The organism is Xenorhabdus sp. PB61.4 (genome assembly GCF_963894935.1).
Taxonomy (GTDB): Bacteria; Pseudomonadota; Gammaproteobacteria; order Enterobacterales; family Enterobacteriaceae; genus Xenorhabdus; species Xenorhabdus stockiae.
The window spans coordinates 1-23,729 of the sequence record NZ_CAWQJR010000201.1 but is presented as its reverse complement, the minus strand read 5'-3'; the positions used below and the strand labels follow the sequence as shown (position 1 = coordinate 23,729).

Annotated in this window: 19 protein-coding genes; 17 read left to right on the top strand and 2 right to left on the bottom strand. The window is 46.0% G+C overall.

Going from position 1 to position 23,729, the window contains the following annotated elements; translation table 11 throughout:
* Positions 1–107: 107 nt before the first annotated feature.
* From AACX68_RS17560 to AACX68_RS17550, 3 genes are all read left to right on the top strand, one after another.
* Positions 108–725, top strand: a complete 618-nt coding sequence (locus AACX68_RS17560; RefSeq protein WP_228859971.1) for a hypothetical protein — start codon at positions 108–110, stop codon at positions 723–725.
* A 306-nt stretch (positions 726–1,031) separates the two neighbouring features.
* Complete coding sequence (locus AACX68_RS17555) at positions 1,032–1,706, top strand: sugar phosphatase (protein ID WP_304957241.1); 675 nt, start codon at positions 1,032–1,034, stop codon at positions 1,704–1,706.
* A gap of 112 nt (positions 1,707–1,818) precedes the next feature.
* Positions 1,819–3,648: an SLC13 family permease gene (locus AACX68_RS17550; protein ID WP_228859970.1), complete on the top strand. Its 1,830-nt coding sequence runs from the start codon at positions 1,819–1,821 to the stop codon at positions 3,646–3,648.
* Between the two features lie 133 nt (positions 3,649–3,781).
* Here AACX68_RS17550 and yfbR read toward each other — a convergent pair whose 3' ends face one another.
* Both yfbR and AACX68_RS17540 read right to left on the bottom strand, forming a co-directional pair.
* Positions 3,782–4,363, bottom strand: coding sequence for a 5'-deoxynucleotidase (gene yfbR / locus AACX68_RS17545; protein WP_228859969.1), 582 nt, complete (start codon positions 4,361–4,363; stop codon positions 3,782–3,784).
* Positions 4,364–4,675: 312 nt separating this feature from the next.
* On the bottom strand, positions 4,676–5,893 hold the full coding sequence (locus AACX68_RS17540; RefSeq protein WP_099108391.1) for a pyridoxal phosphate-dependent aminotransferase: 1,218 nt from the start codon (positions 5,891–5,893) through the stop codon (positions 4,676–4,678).
* 801 nt (positions 5,894–6,694) lie between these two features.
* Here AACX68_RS17540 and hexA point away from each other — a divergent pair.
* The 14 genes from hexA (at position 6,695) to nuoN (ending at position 23,383) form a co-directional block, all read left to right on the top strand.
* Positions 6,695–7,669 (top strand): transcriptional regulator HexA, encoded by a 975-nt coding sequence (gene hexA / locus AACX68_RS17535; RefSeq protein WP_099108390.1) that lies wholly within the window; start codon positions 6,695–6,697, stop codon positions 7,667–7,669.
* A gap of 709 nt (positions 7,670–8,378) precedes the next feature.
* A complete protein-coding gene (locus AACX68_RS17530; RefSeq protein WP_228859968.1) occupies positions 8,379–8,867 on the top strand; it encodes an NADH-quinone oxidoreductase subunit A in 489 nt (162 codons plus the stop codon).
* Between the two features lie 15 nt (positions 8,868–8,882).
* Positions 8,883–9,557, top strand: coding sequence for a NuoB/complex I 20 kDa subunit family protein (locus AACX68_RS17525; protein ID WP_099108389.1), 675 nt, complete (start codon positions 8,883–8,885; stop codon positions 9,555–9,557).
* Positions 9,558–9,670: 113 nt separating this feature from the next.
* Positions 9,671–11,470 carry an NADH-quinone oxidoreductase subunit C/D gene (gene nuoC / locus AACX68_RS17520; RefSeq protein WP_228859967.1) on the top strand — a complete coding sequence of 600 codons (1,800 nt, stop codon included), beginning with the start codon at positions 9,671–9,673 and terminating at the stop codon, positions 11,468–11,470.
* A 2-nt stretch (positions 11,471–11,472) separates the two neighbouring features.
* Positions 11,473–12,018, top strand: coding sequence for an NADH-quinone oxidoreductase subunit NuoE (gene nuoE, locus AACX68_RS17515; RefSeq protein ID WP_228859966.1), 546 nt, complete (start codon positions 11,473–11,475; stop codon positions 12,016–12,018).
* Entirely contained in the window at positions 12,015–13,379 is a 1,365-nt protein-coding gene (gene nuoF / locus AACX68_RS17510; protein WP_099121153.1) for an NADH-quinone oxidoreductase subunit NuoF, read from the top strand. The genes nuoE and nuoF overlap by 4 nt, the downstream gene beginning before the upstream one ends.
* Positions 13,380–13,434: 55 nt before the next feature.
* Complete coding sequence (gene nuoG, locus AACX68_RS17505) at positions 13,435–16,158, top strand: NADH-quinone oxidoreductase subunit NuoG (protein WP_228859965.1); 2,724 nt, start codon at positions 13,435–13,437, stop codon at positions 16,156–16,158.
* Positions 16,158–17,135 carry an NADH-quinone oxidoreductase subunit NuoH gene (nuoH, locus tag AACX68_RS17500; protein ID WP_099121154.1) on the top strand — a complete coding sequence of 326 codons (978 nt, stop codon included), beginning with the start codon at positions 16,158–16,160 and terminating at the stop codon, positions 17,133–17,135. Before nuoG ends, nuoH begins: the two co-directional genes overlap by 1 nt.
* 15 nt (positions 17,136–17,150) lie before the next feature.
* Positions 17,151–17,693: an NADH-quinone oxidoreductase subunit NuoI gene (gene nuoI / locus AACX68_RS17495; RefSeq protein ID WP_099108384.1), complete on the top strand. Its 543-nt coding sequence runs from the start codon at positions 17,151–17,153 to the stop codon at positions 17,691–17,693.
* A 12-nt stretch (positions 17,694–17,705) separates the two neighbouring features.
* The gene (gene nuoJ, locus AACX68_RS17490; protein ID WP_228859964.1) at positions 17,706–18,236 is read left to right on the top strand and encodes an NADH-quinone oxidoreductase subunit J; all 531 of its coding nucleotides are present in this window, start codon (positions 17,706–17,708) and stop codon (positions 18,234–18,236) included.
* Complete coding sequence (nuoK, locus tag AACX68_RS17485) at positions 18,233–18,535, top strand: NADH-quinone oxidoreductase subunit NuoK (RefSeq protein ID WP_228859963.1); 303 nt, start codon at positions 18,233–18,235, stop codon at positions 18,533–18,535. The genes nuoJ and nuoK overlap by 4 nt, the downstream gene beginning before the upstream one ends.
* Positions 18,532–20,379: an NADH-quinone oxidoreductase subunit L gene (gene nuoL / locus AACX68_RS17480; protein ID WP_228859962.1), complete on the top strand. Its 1,848-nt coding sequence runs from the start codon at positions 18,532–18,534 to the stop codon at positions 20,377–20,379. The genes nuoK and nuoL overlap by 4 nt, the downstream gene beginning before the upstream one ends.
* A 19-nt stretch (positions 20,380–20,398) precedes the next feature.
* Positions 20,399–21,919, top strand: a complete 1,521-nt coding sequence (nuoM, locus tag AACX68_RS17475) for an NADH-quinone oxidoreductase subunit M (RefSeq protein WP_228859961.1) — start codon at positions 20,399–20,401, stop codon at positions 21,917–21,919.
* Positions 21,920–21,925: 6 nt separating this feature from the next.
* Positions 21,926–23,383: an NADH-quinone oxidoreductase subunit NuoN gene (nuoN, locus tag AACX68_RS17470; RefSeq protein ID WP_228859960.1), complete on the top strand. Its 1,458-nt coding sequence runs from the start codon at positions 21,926–21,928 to the stop codon at positions 23,381–23,383.
* Positions 23,384–23,729 lie beyond the last annotated feature (346 nt).

Here is a 23,729-nt window from a genome sequence, read left to right as displayed (position 1 = left end):
GTCAGGGGAAGTACTTATTGAATTTGTTTTTGATGGTGGAATTGAAAGTTATTCTGGAAAATTAATTTCATAAAATATTTGCTTTATATTAATATGAGGGAATTGTTATGATGAAATTATATTCTATGATTTTTTTTATTATAGTATCATTGTTTCAATATGCTAATGCGACTGAAATGATCAAAGGGGATTTTGATCGTTTTGAAAACTTTACTTTAAAATTTAAAAATAACTCTTCAGATAGAACGCTAACAATAGATAACGTAGAGCCTAAGTGTATGTTTGGGGAAGATAAACAACCTATTATTTTGAAAGCTGGCGATAAACATAATGAGAGTTTTAGCGATAGTAATTCAGGTGATTGTATAGCTAAGAATAAATCTATAGAGTGGAATATATCGTCTGATGATGGGGACTCTTGTTCTATTGAGTTGGATCATTATTATAATGATACTGGCTGGTATGTTTTTTTTCATAAAAAGAGTGAGTGCGCTAATTTTAATATTAGTGCTACATGTGATGAATCAAATTGTTTAGATTACACCGTTCGTTTTTATCCTGATACTGATTCGATTAACATTGCCCTTAATATCATAAAAAATGATCCACCTCCACCTCCACTTCCGCCTTATTGTGATGATTGTTTTGATCCTCCGTGTCCTAGTGGGTGGAAAATTGGTGGTTTTGGCGGAGGGGGATGTTGCCCTAGACATGCAATATGCTAGATTTTTTCTTTACAATGATATTGTTGAATTAGAGGTAAATAAAATTTAATTAAGTTGTCACTGAGAATTCTTTTTTTATTAAAGAGTTTTTTAGTGACAACTTTTATATTTTATTGGAGGAGGAATATTATCATATTGCATATGTGCGATTTTATTTGGTTTTTAAGGTTATGTTTTAAATTTGCAGAACGCGATAAAAGATAAATAGAATTGATGCTTTAATTTTTTTACCTTCGTCAGTACTATCTGAACTTAGTTGAGATTACACTAATTATTAACACATAACTGAGTTTAAAGGAGTTGGGTTTGGAGCTGAAATGTAGAGGTTTTTTATTTGATTTGGATGGTACGCTGATCGATTCACTGCCTGCTGTTGAACGGGCATGGATTAAATTCGCAGATAAGCTGGGTATTGGTCACGATGAAGTGCTGAACTATGTGCATGGTACACCAGCATTATTATCAATACGCCATTTTATGCCTGATGCCACAGAAGAAGAGATTATCAGTACGTTTAAGTGGATTGAAAAAATCGAAACAGAAGATATGGAAGGTATTACTGCCTTGCCCGGTGCTATTGCCCTGATTGATAAACTGAATGCGCTGGAGATCCCCTGGGCCATTGTTACATCAGGAACGATCCCGCTTGCTTCTGCCCGCCATAAAGAAGCTGAATTACCAGAGCCAGCCCATTGGGTGACAGCCGAATCAGTCAAAAACGGTAAACCAAATCCTGAGCCTTATTTGCTGGGAGCACAAAAATTAGGGCTGCTGCCGGAAGAGTGTGTGGTTTTTGAAGATGCGGCAGCGGGTATCCATGCCGGATTAGATGCGGGCTGTCAGGTTGTGGTTGTTCATGATGAACCGGGAATTCCCCGTCGTGACGAAATTCATATGACTGTTACCAATCTGGAAGATATCGAAATTGTTAAATCCGGCGGCTATGTAACGATTTATCAAATGAATCAGATAGATTGTTGATCTGAGCCGAAGAATTATTCATATAAAACAGGTTTAATGCTCCCAGTATAGGTTCTTGTTGATAATCTCCGGCCTGCCTGTCAGCAGGCCGTCTTTTCTGATAGAGGCTGTATTGAATACTGAACTGTTGTGGGTATTGGCCCTGTTATTAGTCGCGATTGTCCTTTTTACAACTAATAAAGTCAGAATGGATGTCGTGGCTTTACTGGTTATTACTGCTTTTGTCCTGAGTGGTACGCTTTCCTTAAATGAAGCCACTATCGGTTTCAGCGATCCTAACGTTTTATTGATTGCAGCACTGTTTGTCATTGGTGAAGGGCTGGTGAGAACAGGTGTGGCCTATCAGATGGGAGACTGGCTGGTTAGGGTGGCGGGTAACAGTGAAACTAAAATGTTGGCTTTACTGATGTTATCCGTTGCCGGACTGGGTGCTTTTATGAGCTCCACGGGCGTTGTAGCCATTTTTATTCCGGTTGTTTTAAGTGTGGCAGCCAGAATGCAGACTTCATCCGGGCGGTTAATGATGCCATTAGGGTTTGCCGGCCTTATCAGCGGTATGATGACGCTGGTTGCAACACCACCGAATATGGTGGTGAATAGCGAACTGGTGCGTGAAGGGTTACAAGGTTTTGGTTTCTTTTCCATTACACCTATCGGAATTTTAGTTTTATTGGCGGGAATTATTTATATGTTACTCGTCCGCCGTTGGCTGGGAAGTAAAACACCGCCAAGACCTGATGAGCGCTACCATCGTTCATTTCGTGACCTTATCCGTGATTATAAACTATCAGGGCGCGCCCGACGTCTTGCTGTCCGACAGAATTCACCGTTAATAGGCCATACTCTGGATGAGTTAGGGCTACGTGCACGTTATGGGGCGAACGTAATTGGCATTGAACGCTGGCGAAAATTTCGCCGTGTTATGGTGGCAGCAACTGGCGAGACAGAACTGCGTCAACAGGATGTCTTACTGGTGGATATGTCCGACAGTGATATAGATTTACGCCAATTCTGTAGTGAGCAACAGTTAGAACCCATGATATTACGCGGTGAATATTTTTCTGATCAATCTAGGGAAGTCGGAATGGCAGAAATCTCCGTGATCCCTGAATCGGATTTATTGGGGCAATCACTGCGTAGTATGAAGTTCCGTACCCGCTATGGATTAAATGTGGTAGGTATTCGGCGCAGTGGTAATGCTCTGGCTGGTAAGCTGTTTGATGAGCCTTTGTTGCTGGGCGATACTTTACTGGTAATCGGTGACTGGAAGCTGGTGCGGGAGCTGAGAACTAAAGCACCGGACTTTATTATGCTGAATTTACCTGTTGAAGTAGAAAGTGCTGCACCAGCCGCATCTCAGGCTCCTCATGCCTTGTTTTGCCTTGCGCTAATGGTGGCGATGATGCTGACCAATGAAATTCCGAATTTTATTGCCGCTTTGATCGCTTGCTTGTTGATGGGGCAATTTCGCTGTATTGATATGGAGAGTGCTTATCGTGCTATTCACTGGCCAAGTATTATCCTGATTGTTGGTATGATGCCATTTGCACTGGCGCTACAAAAAACCGGCGGGATTGATTTGATTGTCAGCGGATTAATGGATATTGCCGGTAATATGGGCCCACGTGCCATGCTGGTCTGTTTATTTATTCTTTGCGCGGTTATTGGGTTGTTTATTTCCAATACAGCAACTGCGGTATTAATGGCACCCATTGCGATTGCAGCAGCCAAACAGATGGCAGTATCTCCTCTTCCTTTTGCAATGATTATTGGAGTCGCGGCTTCGGCGGCATTTATGACGCCGGTTTCTTCTCCGGTTAATACGCTGATATTAGGGCCGGGTGGATATCGTTTTGCCGATTTTCTGAAATTGGGTGTGCCTTTTACCTTGGTTGTCTTAGCCATTAGTGTGGCTGTTGTGCCTGTTCTTTTTCCTTTCTGAGTATTTTTGTTGGCTAAGTATCTTGAAATCTATTGAATAATAATTGCGTGATGCATTTTGAAATAGATTGAATAGATATCAGGCAGCTTAATAAGAATGTTAAGCTGCCTGATTTTTGCAGACCCGGCTGTTTTTATAGGCTAATTTCATCAAGAGAGAGACTAAAACTCGGAACAAATACGGTTATGAAATAATCCATTTCCTGACTGTGGCGTTTTTCTAATGTTTTTTCTAACCTGATTTTGGCCTGATTAAATTCAGAATTACCAGCGGATAATTCTTCCAGACATTTTAAATAAGCGCATATTGCATCAGCCTGTTTAATAATATTAGCTTCTTCTTCAGTATGATATTGATCATCTAAAATAGAACGAAAATCATTTTGTAATTCAATCGGTAACATATCTAATAATTTATGTTGGGCGATTTTTTCTATTTTTTTATATTCATGAGCAATTTGAGGATTGTAGTATTTTATTGGGGTTGGCAAATCCCCGGTAATAACTTCACTGGCATCATGATACATTGCTAATATTGCAATTCGTTCTGCGTTGATATTCCCATTAAATTTACGGTTTTTTATTATTGCCAAGGCATGCGCAACAAAAGCAACCTGTAAACTATGTTCTGAAACATTTTCTGTGCGTACATTACGCATAAGAGGCCAGCGATTAATCAATTTAAGGCGGGATAACTGGGCGAAAAAATGGCTCATAATCTTCTCTTACAATGAAACAGGGTGATTATGATTGTGGGCGTTGGTAGGGAGGAAGTAAACCCCATAGCTTTCAGGTTGCAGCTTTATACCCGTCGTCTTTCAGGTTGTCTCTTTGTTGGCTGCGTTCACTCATCCCGGTCGCATAGTTACCTATACGACCGGGAATAACTGAGAGGCTAGCCTTTGGTTAGGCAAATTCGTTCCTGACGAATTTGTCATTCCCTTGCCGCCGTGATGCAACTCGAAATCCATAGGGTATATTGGCTGCATCCTGAAGGCTGTGAAATATATAACTGATTTATTTTTATGTTATTTTTGCCGGTAATTGCCAAGGAAGCGGGCAAATTTTTCAATGGCCATTTGCAGGTCTGCGGTATGTGGCAATGTGACAATACGGAAATGATCCGGTTCCGGCCAGTTAAAAGCTGTTCCCTGAACTAATAATACTTTTTCCTGTAACAAGAGATCCAAAACCATCTTCTGATCATCATAAATATTGAAACGTTTTGTATCAATTTTAGGGAACATATAGAGAGCACCCATCGGCTTCACACAGGAAACACCGGGGATCTGGTTGATTAATTCCCAGGCATGGTTGCGCTGCTCATAAAGACGCCCGCCCGGAAGAATGAATTCACTAATACTTTGATAACCACCGAGTGCGGTTTGAATGGCGTGCTGCATCGGGACGTTAGCGCAAAGGCGCATAGATGCCAGCATTTCCAGTCCTTCGATATAACCTTTTGCCTGTTTTTTCGGGCCGTTTAGTACCATCCATCCCTGACGGAAACCAGCAACACGGTAAGTTTTTGACAGACCATTAAAGGTAACAGTAAAAAGATCCGGTGCTAGTGCAGCGATGGAATGATGTTGGGCTTCATCGTACAGGATCTTGTCGTAAATCTCGTCCGCGAAAATAATCAGGTTATGCTGGCGGGCAATTTCCACGATTTCCAGCAGGAGTTCTTTACTATATACCGCGCCAGTCGGGTTATTCGGGTTAATGATGACGATACCACGGGTACGGGGGGTGATTTTACGGCGGATATCATCTAAATCAGGGAACCAGCCTTGTTGCTCATCACATAAATAATGGACAGTTTTACCACTGGAAAGAGAGACGGCAGCAGTCCAGAGCGGGTAGTCAGGAGCCGGAACCAGCATTTCATCGCCGGTATTGAGCAAGGCCTGCATAGACTGAACAATAAGTTCAGAAACACCGTTACCGATAAAGATATCTTCAACGGTAACATCCAGCATATTCCGCGCCTGATAATGTTGCATGATCGCTTTACGCGCTGAGTACAGGCCTTTCGAATCAGAATAGCCCTGGGCAGTTGGCAGATTGCGGATAACATCAACTAAAATTTCATCAGGTGCTTCGAAACCAAATGGAGCCGGATTACCAATGTTTAATTTCAGTACTTTATTCCCTTCCTCTTCAAGCCGTTTAGCTTCTTTAAGGGCGTTACCTCGAATGTCATAGCAGACATTATCTAATTTGCTGGATTTATTAATGGAAAACATAGGGTGCCTTAACCTTTTTCTTGGCAAAAGTGGATTTTATCCGGCTTACAAAAAAATCTAATGTTCAATGTACTCCTCTCTGTCAATCTTTTGAAGAGCCCATGATATCTTTGGTTAAAACGGTTGTTTTAAAGTCTAATGGATAAGTCTGCTATCTAAAAACATGAGCTTATTTGGTTTATAGTTCTGGTTGTTTTGTATATGTTGGAATTTAATTCCATATAATGAGGTGTTTTTAGTTTACGAACTGTTAAAAGATAAGGAATGATGCTGATTTTTAGTTTAAATCATAAAGGCAGGCTGAATTGTCAATAAAAGTAAGATAATTTGTATAATGTATTCTTATAATTTATCTTTGCCGACATAAAATTAATTAAGGCTTTTATCTTAGATACTTCGAGAATCTTTTTGAATTTTTACCCGTAACATTTTCATGACTTTTCAATAAAAGTATTAATTCATTAAAAATACTAATATTGTTTGCTTTGATTAAGTTTTGCGAATTGAAGTTATGTTATTCTTTGAAGCAAGTCAGAAAAAGACTATTTGTACTGGAAATTGGTGGTTATGTAAGGTAAATAGGTTTTTACTTAGCCATTAATTCAGTGATTGCATAAATTTTGTTAAGAAAGGAGAAAATAAAACCCATGATGATATAAGTAGTAAAAAAATGCAGTAAACCTTTGCCCTCTTTAATAGAGTAGAGTAGTGTCAGAATTGGTATTATTTTATTTGATACTGCTGAAGTAAAAACACCAGGTTAGTTAGTAATTAAAATCAAAAAAAAGTGATGAATAAACAATGATAAATGCAAATCGTCAGATAATAAACCTCGATCTCGATCTGCTAAGAACTTTCGTTGCCGTTGCTGACTTAAATACTTTTGCAGCAGCAGCAGCAGCAGTTTGTAGAACGCAATCGGCTGTTAGTCAGCAAATGCAACGTTTGGAGCATTTAGTGGGGAGAGAATTATTTGCTCGCCACGGGCGTAATAAGCTCCTTACCGAGCACGGGCTTCAACTTCTTGGTTATGCACGCCAAATTCTGCGTGCTAATGACGATGCTACCGCATCATTGACATATAATGATGCAGACGGTGAACTAAGAATAGGAGCGTCTGACGATACAGTCGATACTCTGCTTCCTTTCCTGTTAAACCGTATTGCTTCTGTCTATCCGCGTATTGCTGTTGATGTGCGTATTAAACGTAGTCAATTTATTGAAAGTATGCTGGATAACCATGAAATTGATTTAGCATTAACCACAGCAAAAATTAATCATCATCCTAGTACTGTACTTCGTTCTTCACCGGTATTGTGGCACTGTGCGCCTGACTTCCAGTTACAGGTGAATGAGCCGGTTCCCCTGGTTGTGATGGACGAAACGAACACTTTCCGTCAAATCGCACTTGATACCCTTGATATGAGTGGTATTCCGTGGCGTATTGCCTATGAAGCTGCCTCCTTATCCGCTGTTCGCTCTGCTGTTAATGCAGAGGTTGGTATTACTGCCCGTCCTTTGGAAATGCAGAATGCTGACTTAAGAATTTTGGGTGAGAGCGAAGGGCTGCCACGTTTGCCAGAAATACAGTTCTTCTTGTATCGGAACAGTAATGAACAAAATGAATCAGTTCTGACAGTTTTTGATGCTATAGAAAATAAGAAAACACCTTATACCGTGACATCCATTGAATCAGATGAAACAGATGATATTGATGAATCTGATGACTCTCTTGAATCCATTGAAGAATCCTCAGTCGAAAATATAAACGAGTAATATTACGTGTGTTTTATAGGCTAATATTTCCATTTTATTTGTGGAAATATTAGCCTGTTTCTAAATATATATTAATAACCTTTTCCTGTTTCCATTCTAATTGCTGATATTTACTGTCAGAAATATCCCTTATTAATTTTATTATCCTTTCTAATTTTAGTTAATGTAATGTTTCTTTGTTAACAACTTTCATTTTTTAAACTGATAAAATAGATCTATTTTCAGAAATAGTCGCGTAATTAAACTCAAATTGTTTCTTTTAGAAACAGTCCATTAATGGTTGAATGAAAACTGTTCTGTTGTTGAATGTTTTTCAATGAAACTGTGCACTTGATCATAAAAATATCCCCCCCTGCACAGTGGAAAGACAGGTTTTTCCTGAGATAATAGTGTAGTAAAGTCGAGTTATCGGTTAGACTAGTTATAGTGTGTTGTTAGTTTTTTGTCCTACTGACACGTTTTAGCGATACACCAGCACAATTGGTTAATCAAAAGTTTGTGCTTTGTAAAATAAATTAGTAAACATATTTGTCGTAACTGACAAAATTGTTGAGAGGAATAAAAACCAAAATGATCCATGCCTTTCAAGCAATTGATTAGCACTGTTTCAGATTTGGTTGTTATCCCTTCCCATGAATCGATGTGGTGCAACACTGCCGGTTAAAAGAGCAGACACCTTGACACCACTTTTGATGAGTAAGCAACGAGTATGTCTACATCTACTGGAGTTTTGGCCCATAACTGGGCATTTGCGATTTTCCTGATAGGTGCTCTTGGGCTGGCTGCGGTCATGTTACTGGGAGCGTACTTTCTTGGGGGCAGAGCAAAAGCCAGAGCAAAACACGTCCCTTATGAATCGGGTATCGATTCTGTCGGCAGTGCCCGTCTTCGTCTGTCGGCGAAATTTTATCTGGTTGCCATGTTTTTTGTCATCTTCGATGTTGAAGCCCTGTACTTATACGCGTGGTCAGTCTCTATCAAAGAGAGTGGCTGGCTGGGCTTTGCCGAAGCAAGTATTTTCATTTTGGTCTTATTAGCCGGCCTGGTTTATCTGGCTCGCATCGGAGCACTGAACTGGACACCCGCACGTTCAAGACGTCAGGTTAGTCATCCCAGTGCTGATGTTCATACCGCTGATGTCAGTACCACTAATGCTAATACCACCAATGTTAATACCAACAACAGTCAAATGCAGTAATAGCGAGGCATAAAGATGGATTATACGCTCACCCGCATAGATCCGAACGGTGAGAATGACCGTTACCCCCTGCAAAAGCAGGAGCTTGTCAGCGATCCTCTGGAGCAGCACGTCCACCGTAGTGTCTATATGGGTAAATTAGAACATGCTCTGCATGACATGGTGAACTGGGGAAGAAAGAATTCCCTGTGGCCTTATAACTTTGGCCTTTCCTGTTGTTATGTAGAAATGGTGACTTCTTTTACCGCAGTTCATGACGTTGCCCGTTTCGGCGCTGAAGTACTGCGGGCATCTCCCCGTCAGGCTGATTTCATGGTTATCTCAGGTACATGCTTTGTCAAGATGGCACCTGTGATCCAGCGCTTATATGACCAGATGCTGGAGCCTAAGTGGGTTATTTCTATGGGAGCCTGTGCAAACTCAGGCGGGATGTACGACATTTATTCTGTCGTGCAGGGAGTTGATAAGTTTATTCCCGTCGATGTCTACATTCCCGGCTGTCCACCGCGTCCTGAAGCCTATATGCAGGCACTGCTGTTATTGCAGGAGTCTATTGGCAAAGAGCGCCGCCCGCTGTCATGGGTCGTTGGTGATCAGGGGGTTTACCGCGCAAATATGCAATCAGAAAGAGAACGGAAGCGTGGTGAACGTATCGCAGTGAAAAACCTGCGTACCCCAGATGAGATTTAAGGCTTTTAGCCGCTATTTTAAGGCTTTTCAGCCATAAAAATAACCAGAGCAATGTCGTAACTCAAGATTATGTTGCGATCACATTAAACCCTGATCAAGCGTTGTGGTGAAGAATGATGACAGATCAGATAGCGCAAGAAAGCGTACGGCCTGCTTGGGAAACCAGAGATCACATTGATGATCCGGTCGTAAGTGAGCTTAATCGCCAATTTGGCCCTGATGCGTTTACTGTCCAGCCTACCCGCACTGGTATGCCGGTTGTCTGGATTAAGCGGGAACGGTTAACGGAAGTAATCACGTTCCTGAGAAAGTTGCCCAAACCTTATGTCATGCTGTTTGATTTGCATGGCGTTGATGAGCGTCAGCGTTCTCACCGGGAAGGTCTGCCGGCGGCGGATTTTTCGGTGTTTTATCATCTGCTTTCCATCGAGCGTAACCGTGACATTATGTTGAAAGTTGCACTTGATGAGAGAGACCTGAATATCCCGACTATCACGTCAATTTTCCCGAATGCCAATTGGTACGAACGTGAAACGTGGGAAATGTTCGGCATTACATTTAATGGTCATCCGAATTTACGTCGTATCCTGATGCCACCTACCTGGGAAGGTCATCCGTTGCGTAAAGAGTATTCAGCTCGCGCCACGGAATTCGATCCTTTCATGCTGACCAAACAGAAAGAAGATCTGGAAATGGAAGCCCTGACTTTCAAGCCAGAAGAGTGGGGCATGAAACGTGGAACCGAAAATGAGGACTTCATGTTCCTTAACCTCGGGCCAAACCACCCGTCAGCGCATGGTGCATTCCGCATCATTCTTCAGCTTGATGGTGAGGAGATCGTTGATTGTGTTCCTGACATCGGCTATCACCACCGCGGTGCGGAAAAAATGGGTGAGCGTCAGTCATGGCACAGTTACATCCCTTATACCGACCGGATTGAATATCTGGGGGGATGCGTAAACGAAATGCCTTATGTACTTGCAGTTGAAAAACTGGCAGGTATTGAGGTGCCTGAGCGTGTGAAAGCTATCCGCGTCATGCTGTCTGAACTGTTCCGCATCAACAGCCATCTGCTGTATATCAGTACCTTTATTCAGGACGTTGGTGCGATGACCCCTGTGTTCTTCGCCTTTACCGACCGTCAGAAGGTTTACGATGTTGTTGAAGCCATTACCGGCTTCCGTATGCATCCGGCCTGGTTCCGTATCGGTGGTGTTGCTCATGACCTGCCGCGAGGCTGGGATAAACTGCTGCGTGACTTGCTGAACTGGTTGCCGAAACGTTTGAACTCCTATGTCAAGGCGGCGCTGAAAAACAGTGTCCTGAAAGGGCGTTCTGTCGGTGTCGCTGCCTACAATGCGAAGCAGGCACTGGACTGGGGCGTGACAGGCGCGGGTCTGCGTGCAACCGGCATTGAGTTTGATGTGCGCAAATGGCGTCCTTATTCCGGTTATGAAAATTTCGACTTTGAAGTACCGGTTGGTTACAACGGCGATTGTTATGACCGCGTGATGCTGAAAGTGGAAGAGATCCGTCAGAGTATGCGCATCCTTGAGCAGTGTCTGAAACATATGCCGGAAGGCCCGTTCAAGGCTGATCATCCACTGACTACGCCACCGCCAAGAGAGCGCACCCTGCAACATATCGAAACCATGATTAACCACTTCCTGCAAGTGTCATGGGGGCCGGTTATGCCAGCCAATGAATCATTCCAGATGATTGAGGCGACTAAGGGTATCAACAGCTACTACCTGACCAGTGATGGTAGCACCATGAGTTACCGTACCCGTATCCGCACACCGAGTTTCGCACATTTACAACAGATCCCTTCGGTGATCCGCGGCAGTCTGGTTTCCGACCTGATCGTTTATCTGGGTAGTATCGATTTTGTTATGTCTGATGTGGATCGCTAACGATGCAAAGTGAATTTAACGCAAACAAGCAGGCACGCCTTGATGTGGTCAACGTGACAGACACTCAGATAACGGATGAGTTTGTACTGAGTGCCGGGGAACGTGATGCTATCGAGCAGGAAAAACACCACTACGAAGATCCGCGTGCAGCGTCAATCGAAGCACTGAAAATTGTACAGAAGCAGCGTGGCTGGGTGCCGGATGGTGCAATTTCAGCCATTGCAGAAGTATTAGGCATTCCCGCCAGTGATGTGGAAGGCGTGGCGACATTCTACAGCCAGATTTACCGTCAGCCGGTAGGCCGCCACATCATTCGTTACTGTGACAGTGTTGTTTGTCACATTACGGGCTTTCAGGGGGTTCAGGCGGCAATTGAAAAGCATTTGAGCATCCGTCCGGGTCAAACCACGACAGATGGTCGTTTCACATTATTGCCAACCTGTTGTCTGGGTAACTGTGACAAGGGGCCGACCATGATGATCGACGATGATACCCATAGTTATGTGAAACCCGAAGAAATTGAAAAATTGCTGGAGCAGTATCAATGACAACGCATTCAGGAGTGAAAGAAATTATCCGCACAGCGGAAGCTCATCCCCTGACATGGCGGTTGCGTGATGATCAACAACCTGTCTGGCTGGATGAATACCGTAGTAAAAATGGTTACAAGGGAGCCGAAAGAGCACTGAAGGGCATGGCTCCTGATGAAATTACCACACTGGTGAAAGATGCTGGCCTGAAAGGGCGCGGTGGAGCGGGCTTTTCCACAGGGTTGAAGTGGAGCCTGATGCCGAAAGATGAAAGCATGAATATTCGCTATCTGTTGTGTAATGCCGATGAAATGGAGCCGGGAACTTATAAAGACCGTCTTCTGATGGAGCAATTACCGCATTTGCTGGTGGAAGGAATGCTGATAAGTGCTTTCGCGCTGAAAGCATATCGCGGCTATATCTTCCTGCGTGGTGAATATGTTGAAGCTGCTGTTCATCTGCGTAAAGCCATTGAAGAAGCGAAAGCAGCAGGGTTACTTGGCAAAAATATTCTGGGCAGTGGTTTTGATTTTGAGCTGTTTGTGCATACCGGCGCGGGACGTTATATCTGTGGTGAAGAAACCGCACTGATTAACTCCCTTGAAGGGCGTCGTGCCAACCCTCGTTCCAAGCCACCATTCCCGGCAACAGCAGGTGTCTGGGGAAAACCAACCTGCGTCAATAACGTAGAAACTCTGTGTAATGTTCCGGCTATTCTTGAACACGGTAAAGAGTGGTACATCGGATTAAGTGAAGGCAAAAGTAAAGATGCCGGCACTAAACTGATGGGGTTCTCTGGTCGGGTCAAAAACCCGGGCTTATGGGAACTGCCATTTGGCACCACTGCCCGCGAAATTCTCGAAGATTATGCTGGTGGTATGCGTGACGGGCTTAAATTTAAAGCCTGGCAGCCGGGGGGAGCAGGAACCGACTTTCTGACCGAAGAACATCTTGATCTGCCGATGGATTTCGAACACATCGCCAAAGCCGGAAGTCGTTTAGGCACCGCGCTGGCAATGGCCGTTGATCATGAGATCAACATGGTTTCCCTGACCCGTAATCTTGAAGAATTTTTCGCCCGTGAATCCTGTGGCTGGTGTACGCCATGCCGTGATGGTCTGCCCTGGAGTGTCAAAATTCTCCGTGCCATTGAAGAAGGGAAAGGCCAGCCCGGTGATATCGAAACACTGGAGCAGCTCTGTCGCTTCCTCGGCCCCGGCAAAACTTTCTGTGCTCATGCTCCCGGTGCCGTAGAACCCTTGCAAAGTGCCATCAAATACTTCCGTGAAGAATTTGAGGCGGGGATTGTCACCAGAGATTACGGGAATACCAGCCTGATTGCAGGCATCCAGCCAAACCTGCTTAAGCAGCGTTGGTAAAGAAGAATTTTTGATTAACGCCTGCCACGGCAGGCCATTGGGAAGCATGCTGACTATGGCTACGATACATGTAGACGGCAAAAATTATGATGTAAACGGGGCTGATAACCTGTTACAAGCCTGCCTCTCGCTGGGGCTTGATATACCTTATTTTTGCTGGCATCCAGCGCTGGGAAGCGTTGGCGCTTGCCGCCAGTGTGCGGTTAAGCAATATCAGAACGCGGAAGATACACGTGGTCGTCTGGTGATGTCCTGTATGACGCCGGCCTCAGATGGTACGTATATCTCCATTAATGATGAAGAAGCAAAACAGTTCCGCGCAAGTGTGGTGGAATGGCTGATGACTAACCACCCTCACGACTGTCCTGTCTGTGAAGAAGGTGGTAACTGCCATTTGCAGGATATGACGGTGATGACGGGGCATTCATTCCGTAAATACCGTTTTACCAAACGCACACACAAGAATCAGGAACTGGGTCCATTTATTGCTCATGAAATGAACCGCTGTATCGCCTGTTACCGTTGTGTCCGCTACTACAAAGATTATGCGGATGGCACGGATTTGGGTGTTTACGGTGCACATGACAATATCTACTTTGGCCGCCCTGAAGATGGCACACTGGAAAGTGAATTTTCCGGTAACTTAGTCGAAGTTTGCCCGACAGGGGTATTTACCGATAAAACGCACTCTGAACGTTATAACCGTAAATGGGATATGCAGTTTGCGCCGAGTATCTGCCAGCAATGCAGTATCGGCTGTAACACTAGTCCCGGAGAACGTTACGGAGAATTACGCCGCATTGAAAACCGCTATAACGGCACAGTTAACCACTATTTCATGTGTGACCGTGGCCGCTTTGGTTATGGCTATGTCAATCGTGGTGATCGCCCTCGTCAGCCACAACAGCTTCGTGGTGATCAGTGGATCTCACTGAATGCTGAGCAAGTGATGCAGGGTGGGGCAGATATTCTGCGTCAGGCGAAAAACGCGATTGGTATCGGCTCGCCGCGTGCCAGTATCGAAAGTAACTTTGCACTGCGTGAGTTAGTAGGTGCGGAGAATTTCTATAGCGGCATTTCAGCAGAAGAGCAGCACCGTCTCGACATGATGCTGGAAATTCTGCAACAGGGTGGGGTTTATACACCATCTTTGCGGGAGATCGAAGATTACGACGCTGTATTAGTGTTGGGTGAAGATTTGACACAGACAGGTGCCCGCATGGCGCTGTCGGTACGTCAGGCAGTTAAGGGTAAAGCCCGTGAAATGGCGGCAGCTCAAAAAGTAGCTGACTGGCAAATTGCGGCAGTGATGAATATCGGTCAACATGCCAAATACCCGCTGTTCCTGACCAGCGTTGATGATACCCGTCTGGATGATATCGCAGCATGGAATTATCGTGCTCCCGTTGATGATCAGGCCCGGTTCGGCTTTGCCGTGGCACATGCCCTGAATAGTATTGCCCCTGCTGTCGATGACCTGCCGGATGAACTGAAAGCGAAAGTAGAAATCGTTGCTCAGGCACTGCGTGGAGCGAAGAAACCACTGATTATCAGTGGCAGTAATGCAGGCAGTGATACCCTGATTCAGGCTGCCGCTAATATCGCATGGGCACTGAAAGACAGCGGAGCCAATGTCGGTCTTTCCTATGTAGCCGCCTATGCGAACAGCCTTGGTCTGGCGATGATGGAGGCGCAGTCGCTGGATGTTGCTTTACAGCGTATTGCTAAAGGCGATTCAGACACGGCTATCGTGATGGAAAACGATCTCTACCGTCATGCTCCTGCCGATAAGATTGACAGTGCACTGAATAGCCTGAAAAACCTGATTGTTGTTGATCATCAACATACCGCCATTATGGATAAAGCCCATCTGATCCTCTCTGCTTCCAGTTTTGCAGAAAGCGATGGCACACTGGTGAATCAGGAAGGTCGTGCGCAGCGATACTTCCAGGTATATGAGCCTGCATTCTATGACAAATCCGTTGTTATGCTGGAAAGCTGGCGCTGGATGCACTCTCTGCATACAACCTATACACAGCGTCAGACGGACTGGACTCAGCTTGACCATGTGATTGAAGCTTGTGTCAAAGAAATGCCGCAATTCAAGGGCATCGTCAATGCTGCACCGGATGCCACATTCCGTATCCGTGGTCAAAAACTGGCCCGTTCACCTCATCGTTACAGTGGCCGTACAGCCATGCTTGCCAATGTCAGTGTTCATGAACAGCGCCAGCCACAAGATATCGATACAGCGTTTGCTTTCTCAATGGAAGGAAACAACAGCCCGTTTGCGGATCGTCAGCAAATTCCGTTTGCGTGGGCGCCAGGCTGGAACTCACCACAGGCATGGAATAAATTTCAGGCGGAAGTGGGCGGTAAGCTGCGTTTCGGCGATCCCGGTGTACGCCTGATTGAGACAGTGGATGGTGGTCTGAACTACTTTGACAGCATTCCGGCAGCCTTTAGTGCGCAGAAAAATGAATGGTACATCGCGCCTTATTTCCATCTGTTTGGTAGTGAGGAGTTATCCCAGCGGGCAGATGTCATTCAGGAGCGTATGCCTGAGCCGTATGTAATGATGAACCGTCAGGATGCTGAACATCTTAATGTGAAAGAAGGTTCCATGATGGAATTTGATTGTTCGGGGCAGCAATTGCGCTTAGCGGTGCGCCTGAGCAGCAATCTTGCTCAGGGTCAGATTGGCCTGCCATTGGGAATGCCGGGTATTCCGCCGGTTCTGGCAGGCAGAGCAGTCAATAACTTACGGGAGGTTGCATAATGAACTGGCTGACTCCCGAATTAACTGAAATTTTGATTTCTGTCCTTAAAGCGATTGTCATTCTGCTGGTTGTGGTTGTCTGCGGAGCGTTCATGAGTTTCGGCGAACGTCGCCTTCTCGGCTTGTTCCAGAATCGCTATGGGCCAAACCGTGTGGGGTGGGGCGGCTCATTACAGCTTGTCGCTGACATGATCAAAATGTTCTTCAAAGAAGACTGGGCACCACGTTTCTCAGACAGGATGATCTTTACTCTGGCTCCTATCGTTGGTTTCTGCTCTCTGTTACTGGCTTTTGCCATTGTACCGGTCAGCCCGACATGGATGGCGGCAGATCTGAACATCGGTATCCTGTTTTTCATGATGATGGCGGGTCTGGCTGTTTATGCGGTGTTGTTCGCTGGATGGTCGAGTAACAACAAATACTCGCTGTTAGGGGCAATGCGGGCATCAGCACAGACACTGAGCTATGAAGTTTTCATTGGTCTGTCCATGATGGGAGTTGTCGCTCAGGCTGGCTCTTTCAATATGGTGGAGATTGTGAACTCCCAGCAGCACCTGTGGAATATTATCCCGCAGTTCTTTGGCTTCCTGACATTCGCCATTGCGGCGGTTGCAGTATGTCACCGCCACCCCTTTGACCAGCCGGAAGCAGAGCAGGAGCTGGCTGATGGTTATCATATTGAATATTCCGGCATGAAATTCGGTATGTTCTTTGTGGGGGAATATATCGGTATTGTGACGGTGTCCGCTTTAATCGTCACACTCTTCTTTGGTGGCTGGCATGGGCCTTTCCTGCCTCCATTCGTCTGGTTTGCGCTGAAAACAGCATTTTTCATGATGATGTTCATTCTGATCCGTGCTGCGTTACCGCGTCCGCGTTATGACCAGGTGATGTCATTCGGCTGGAAAATTTGCTTGCCGTTAACTTTACTCAACCTGCTGGCGACTGCCGCAGTGATTTTGTACAACGCTCAATAAAGGGGTGATTAAACCATGACATTAAAAGAGTTATTGGTTGGTTTCGCCACCCAGGTACGCAGTATTTGGATGATAGGGCTTCATGCCTTCCATAAACGCGAAACAAAAATGTATCCGGAAGAACCGGTTTATTTGCCACCCCGTTACCGTGGGCGCATCGTTCTGACGCGTGACCCTGACGGTGAAGAGCGTTGTGTTGCCTGTAACCTGTGTGCAGCCGTCTGTCCGGTGGGGTGTATCTCCCTGCAAAAAGCCGAACATAAAGATGGTCGCTGGTATCCGGAGTTTTTCCGTGTCAACTTCTCACGCTGCATTTTTTGCGGACTGTGTGAAGAAGCCTGCCCGACTACGGCTATCCAGTTGACACCGGATTTTGAACTGGGTGAATTCAACCGTCAGGATTTGGTATACGAAAAAGAAGATCTGCTGATTTCCGGGCCGGGTAAATACCCTGACTATAACTTTTATCGTAAGTCAGGTATGGCTATTGATGGCAAAGACAAAGGCGAAGCCGACAATGAAGCCAAACCTATCGACGTTAAAAGCCTGTTGCCATAAGGAGCGATATTCATGGAATTTGCATTTTATATCGCAGGGTTGATTGCCATTCTGGCAACACTCAGGGTAATAACGCACACCAATCCCGTACATGCGTTGCTGTACCTGATTATTTCCCTGCTGGCGCTTTCAGTCGTGTTCTTTTCTCTGGGCGCCTATTTTGCCGGTGCATTGGAAATCATCGTTTATGCCGGGGCGATCATGGTGTTGTTCGTCTTTGTTGTGATGATGCTGAACCTTGGCAAATCAGTCGCTGATCAGGAAAAACAATGGCTGAAGCCGAGAGCCTGGATTGGGCCTGTAATCCTTTCGTCCATTTTACTGGTTATCCTGATCTTTGCTATTCACAGCCTGCCTGAAGCTGCAATCAGTGGCGAAGTGGTCAGTGCCAAAGAAGTGGGTATCAGTCTGTTCGGTCCTTACGTACTGGCAGTCGAGCTGGCATCCCTGCTATTACTGGCAGGGCTTGTGGTGGCTTACCACGTTGGTCGTGAAAGTCGTCAGGGTGAAGTACTCAGCAATCGTGTGGAGGACCAACAATGATACCTATGGAACATGGTCTGATTCTGGCGGCTATTCTGTTTGCATTGGGTTTCACTTGCCTGATTATCCGTCGTAATCTGCTATTTATGCTGATCGGGCTGGAAATCATGATCAATGCTTCAGCGCTGGCATTTATTGTTGCCGGTAGCTATTGGCTCCAGCCTGATGGTCAGGTGATGTACATTCTGGCTATTACACTGGCAGCCGCCGAGGCGAGTATCGGTCTGGCTCTGTTACTACAGCTGTACCGTCGTCGCCAGAACCTGAATATTGATATAGTCAGTGAGATGCGCGGATGAACTTACTCTATTTAACAATTCTGTTGCCACTGCTGGGATTTTTGCTGTTGGCATTCTCCCGCGGCCGCTGGTCTGAAAATCTGTCAGCGACCGTTGGAATCGGTTCTGTCGGGCTGGCCGCATTGGTGACTCTTTGGGTCGGGATGGATTTCCATACTCAGAATGAAGCTGGCGGGTTTGTCTATAGCCAGACATTATGGAACTGGATGAGCGTAGACAGCTTCAGTATTCCGGTCAATCTGGTATTGGATGGTCTGTCATTAACCATGCTGAGTGTGGTCACCGGAGTTGGTTTTCTGATCCACACTTATGCTTCATGGTATATGCGTGGTGAAGAAGGCTATTCCCGTTTCTTCGCTTATACCAACCTGTTTATCGCCAGCATGGTGGTTCTGGTTCTGGCAGATAACATGCTGCTGATGTACCTTGGTTGGGAAGGGGTAGGGCTGTGCAGTTACCTTCTGATTGGCTTTTATTACAAAACGCCTGCCAACGGTGCTGCGGCAATGAAAGCCTTTATCGTAACCCGCGTGGGTGACGTATTCCTTGCCATCGGTATGTTTATCCTCTACGACCAGCTGGGTACGCTGAGCTTCCGCGAACTGGCGGTACTGGCACCGCAGCATATTGAAGCCGGTTCCACAGCAATCACATGGGCAACCCTGATGATTCTGGGTGGTGCAGTGGGTAAATCTGCTCAGTTGCCATTGCAGACATGGCTGGCAGATGCGATGGCCGGCCCGACACCGGTTTCTGCTCTGATCCACGCAGCAACGATGGTAACAGCCGGTGTCTATCTGATTGCCCGCAGCCATGCTCTGTTCCTGATGGCGCCAGATATTCTGCATCTGGTGGGGATTATTGGTGCCGTTACCCTGCTGCTGGCGGGTTTTGCGGCACTGGTACAGACGGACATCAAACGCGTACTTGCCTATTCCACCATGAGCCAGATTGGTTACATGTTTCTGGCATTGGGTGTACAGGCATGGGATGCGGCGATTTTCCACCTGATGACTCATGCTTTCTTCAAGGCTCTGCTGTTCCTTGCTTCCGGCTCGGTCATTCTTGCCTGTCATCATGAGCAGAACATCTTCAAAATGGGTGGACTGAGCAAACGTATTCCATTTGTCTATCTCTGCTTCCTGGTGGGTGGTTCGGCGTTATCTGCCCTGCCGTTGCTGACAGCAGGCTTCTACAGTAAAGACGAAATTCTGTGGGGCGCGCTGGCAAATGGTCATATGAACCTGATGCTGGCAGGTCTGATAGGTGCATTGATGACCTCTTTGTATACCTTCCGTATGATCTTCATTGTGTTCCACGGGAAAGAGAATACCAAAGCGCATTCAGTTAAAGGTATTACCCATACGCTGCCGTTGTCAGTGCTGCTGGTACTGTCCACATTTGTTGGTGCTTTGATTGAACAACCGCTGACAGGTATTCTGCCGGGTAACGGTGCGCAAGGGCATGATGGCAAGATGACGCTGGAGATTGTTTCCGGTGTGGTTGCTGTGCTGGGTATTTTGCTGGCTGCCGCGTTGTACCTTGGTAAACGTAGTTTGGTCAATGCAATTGCTAACAGTACACCGGGGCGTTTCTTCTCGACATGGTGGTTCCATGCCTGGGGTTTTGATGCTCTGTATGACTGGGTATTTGTGAAACCATTCAAAGGTATTACACAACTGTTACGGAATGATCCTCTGAACTCACTGATGAATATCCCTGCCATATTGTCACGCTGGGGCAATAAGGGACTGGGTTTGAGTGAGAACGGACAGGTTCGTTGGTACGCTACCTCTATAGGGTTGGGTGCAGTGCTGGTTTTAGCTCTGCTGCTTTTGGTTTAATTAAGGGACACATTGCGCCATGCTACTACCTTGGCTAATTCTTCTGCCCTTCATCGGAGGCCTGCTGTGTTGGCAGGCAGAACGCTTCGGCACCCGTGTGCCGCGTTGGATAGCGTCTCTTGCGATGGGGCTGACTCTGCTGCTTTCTCTGTACCTCTGGATGCAGGGAGGCTATACGCTGACCAACCCACAAGGCATTCCACAGTGGCAATCAGAATTTATGATGCCGTGGATACCGCGCTTTGGCATCTCCATTCATTTGGCTTTGGATGGTCTGTCACTCTTGATGGTGGTTCTGACTGCGCTGCTGGGTTTAATGGCGATTCTCTGTTCGTGGAACGAAAACCAGCCGTATCAGGGTTTCTTCCATCTGAACCTGCTGTGGATCCTCGGTGGCGTAATGGGAGTCTTCCTTGCCATTGACCTGTTCCTGTTTTTCTTCTTCTGGGAAGTGATGCTGGTTCCGATGTACTTCCTGATTGCACTTTGGGGTCACAGAGGATCACAGGGCAAAACCCGTATTACGGCAGCGACGAAATTCTTCATTTATACTCAGGCCAGCGGTCTGGTGATGTTGATTTCGATTCTGGCACTGGCATTCATTTACCACGATGCAACCGGTGAGTGGTCATTCAGCTATGAAAAACTGCTGGATACCCCGATGTCACATACTGTTCAGTATCTGCTGATGCTGGGATTCTTTATCGCGTTCGCTGTGAAAATGCCTGTTGTACCTTTGCATGGTTGGTTGCCGGACGCTCACAGTCAGGCACCAACGGCAGGTTCTGTTGACCTCGCGGGGATTTTGTTGAAAACAGCGGCATATGGCTTGCTGCGTTTTGGTCTGCCTCTGTTTCCTCAGGCTTCTGCGGAATTTGCACCAATCGCGATGTGGCTGGGTGTCATTGGTATCTTCTACGGTGCATGGATGGCTTTCAGCCAGACCGATATCAAACGCCTGATTGCTTACACCAGTGTTTCGCATATGGGCTTCGTTTTGATCGCTATCTATACCGGCAGCCAACTGGCTTATCAGGGTGCCGTTATCCAGATGATTGCCCACGGCTTGTCAGCGGCCGGGTTGTTTATCCTGTGTGGTCAGCTCTATGAACGCCTGCATACCCGTGATTTGCGTCAGATGGGTGGCCTATGGGGACGAATTCAGCTGTTGCCGGCCATATCTCTGTTCTTTGCGGTAGCAACATTAGGTATGCCGGGCACCGGTAACTTTGTGGGTGAGATTATGATCCTGTTCGGCAGTTTCGGTAAATTTACCCTGATTGCTACGGTATCTGTCTTTGGTCTGGTTTTCGCCTCAGTATATGCTCTGTACCTGATGCAGAAAGCTCACTATGGTACGCCAAAATCTGATGATCCATTGCCACGGATGGATGCACGAGAAATTTCCATTTTGCTGCTGCTGGGTGCCCTGCTGGTTATTCTTGGTTTTTATCCACAACCGATTCTTGATACTTCGGCAGCGGCAATGAGCAACATCCAGAATTGGTATTCAGCTTCACTTTTAACTACAAGGCCGTAATTTGCCATGACAATAACTTCTGAACAATTGATCGCACTGTTGCCGCTATTAATCGTCGGATTGACGGTGGTGGTTGTGATGCTGTCCATTGCATGGCGACGCGATCATTTCACCAACGTTACCCTGACGGTAATTGGCCTGAATCTGGCACTGCTTTCTCTCTATTTTGTCGGGCAGCAGGAACCGATGGATGTTACTCCATTGCTCCATGTGGATCGCTTTGCCATGTTCTATACAGCACTGGTGCTGATTGCGAGCCTTGCAACGACGACATTTGCCTATTCGTGGCTGGAAAATTATCCCGATAACAAAGAAGAGTTTTACCTGCTGGTGTTGATTGCAGCTGCTGGAGGCATTCTGCTTTCTGCGGCTAATCACATGGCATCGTTGTTTATCGGTATTGAGTTAATCACTCTGCCACTGTTTGGCCTGATTGGTTATGCATTCCGCCAGAAACGCTCACTGGAAGCGAGTATCAAATATATGCTGCTGTCTGCGGCGGCATCCTCGTTCCTGTTGTTCGGTATTGCTCTGCTGTATGCTGAATCAGGCGATTTGTCCTTCGCATCACTGGGCAGAAGCCTGAGCGACAGCAAACTTCATGAGCCGCTGATTCTGGCTGGGCTGGGGATGATGATTGTCGGGCTGGGTTTCAAACTTTCCCTCGTTCCCTTCCAGCTTTGGACACCGGATGTGTATCAGGGCGCACCAGCACCAGTATCGACCTTTCTGGCTACGGCGAGTAAAGTGGCAATCTTTGCTGTTGTGATGCGCTTGTTTGTACAGGCACCTGTAACAGACAGTGAAACTCTGCGTATTGTACTCACGGTGATTGCAATTGCCTCAATCCTGTTTGGTAACCTGCTGGCACTGACGCAGAGTAATATCAAACGCCTGCTCGGTTATTCATCCATTGCACATCTGGGATATTTGCTGGTGGTCTTGATCGCTATTAAAGATCACAAACTGGCAGAAGAAACAGCTGGGGTCTATCTGGCAGGTTATCTGCTTGCCAGCATTGGTGCATTTGGCGTGGTCAGCCTGATGTCCAGCCCATACAGAGGCCCTGATGCGGAATCACTTTTCTCCTACCGTGGTCTGTTCTGGCACAGGCCAATTTTATCCGCTGTCATGACTATTATGATGTTGTCACTGGCAGGGATCCCGCTGACATTTGGTTTTATCGGTAAATTCTACGTTATCGCAACAGGTGTTGAAGCCAGACTGTGGTGGTTGACTGGCGCGGTAGTATTGGGAAGTGCGATTGGCCTTTACTTCTACCTGCGTGTGATGGTGAGTTTATACCTGCCAGCACCAAAAGCACTGAACCGTGATACCCCAAGAAACTGGGCCCGAACTTCTGGTGGTATTGTGGTACTGCTCACTGCATTACTGGTCCTGCTCCTCGGTGTCTGGCCACAGCCATTGATTGAGATCGTCCAGCAGGCGAAAAGCGTGATGTAGGGTTTATTCTTAAGCAATGATAAAAGCCCCGGTTGTGGTTGACCGGGGCTTTTGAGTTTATTGATTGGGAGTCATGTCTTCTAAAAAATCCATGAAGCAGGCAAAAGCCAGAGGTAAGAGAATAACCAATAATGCCCAACAAACTTGATAAAAATAATAGCCATTTCCCCATCTGGACATTTCGTTTCTCCCTTTCTCTAAGAATTGAGCTGATAATTTTCGAAACATCCTTATATAAATAAGCTTTCAAAATAGTAGATCACTTGAAGGGAACTCAGTCCAATTTTTGCGATCTGATTAATCGCCAAATCAAAAAAATCCCAAAATGGACTGAGTGATGCGAATC

Coding starts and splice junctions, on each gene's coding strand:
- AACX68_RS17560 (WP_228859971.1), top strand. CDS start 108: ATGATGAAATTATATTCTATGATTTTTTTTATTATAGTATCATTGTTT.
- yfbR (WP_228859969.1), bottom strand. CDS start 4,363: ATGAGCCATTTTTTCGCCCAGTTATCCCGCCTTAAATTGATTAATCGC.
- AACX68_RS17540 (WP_099108391.1), bottom strand. CDS start 5,893: ATGTTTTCCATTAATAAATCCAGCAAATTAGATAATGTCTGCTATGAC.
- hexA (WP_099108390.1), top strand. CDS start 6,695: ATGATAAATGCAAATCGTCAGATAATAAACCTCGATCTCGATCTGCTA.
- AACX68_RS17530 (WP_228859968.1), top strand. CDS start 8,379: ATGTCTACATCTACTGGAGTTTTGGCCCATAACTGGGCATTTGCGATT.
- AACX68_RS17525 (WP_099108389.1), top strand. CDS start 8,883: ATGGATTATACGCTCACCCGCATAGATCCGAACGGTGAGAATGACCGT.
- nuoC (WP_228859967.1), top strand. CDS start 9,671: ATGATGACAGATCAGATAGCGCAAGAAAGCGTACGGCCTGCTTGGGAA.
- nuoE (WP_228859966.1), top strand. CDS start 11,473: ATGCAAAGTGAATTTAACGCAAACAAGCAGGCACGCCTTGATGTGGTC.
- nuoF (WP_099121153.1), top strand. CDS start 12,015: ATGACAACGCATTCAGGAGTGAAAGAAATTATCCGCACAGCGGAAGCT.
- nuoG (WP_228859965.1), top strand. CDS start 13,435: ATGGCTACGATACATGTAGACGGCAAAAATTATGATGTAAACGGGGCT.
- nuoH (WP_099121154.1), top strand. CDS start 16,158: ATGAACTGGCTGACTCCCGAATTAACTGAAATTTTGATTTCTGTCCTT.
- nuoI (WP_099108384.1), top strand. CDS start 17,151: ATGACATTAAAAGAGTTATTGGTTGGTTTCGCCACCCAGGTACGCAGT.
- nuoJ (WP_228859964.1), top strand. CDS start 17,706: ATGGAATTTGCATTTTATATCGCAGGGTTGATTGCCATTCTGGCAACA.
- nuoK (WP_228859963.1), top strand. CDS start 18,233: ATGATACCTATGGAACATGGTCTGATTCTGGCGGCTATTCTGTTTGCA.
- nuoL (WP_228859962.1), top strand. CDS start 18,532: ATGAACTTACTCTATTTAACAATTCTGTTGCCACTGCTGGGATTTTTG.
- nuoM (WP_228859961.1), top strand. CDS start 20,399: ATGCTACTACCTTGGCTAATTCTTCTGCCCTTCATCGGAGGCCTGCTG.
- nuoN (WP_228859960.1), top strand. CDS start 21,926: ATGACAATAACTTCTGAACAATTGATCGCACTGTTGCCGCTATTAATC.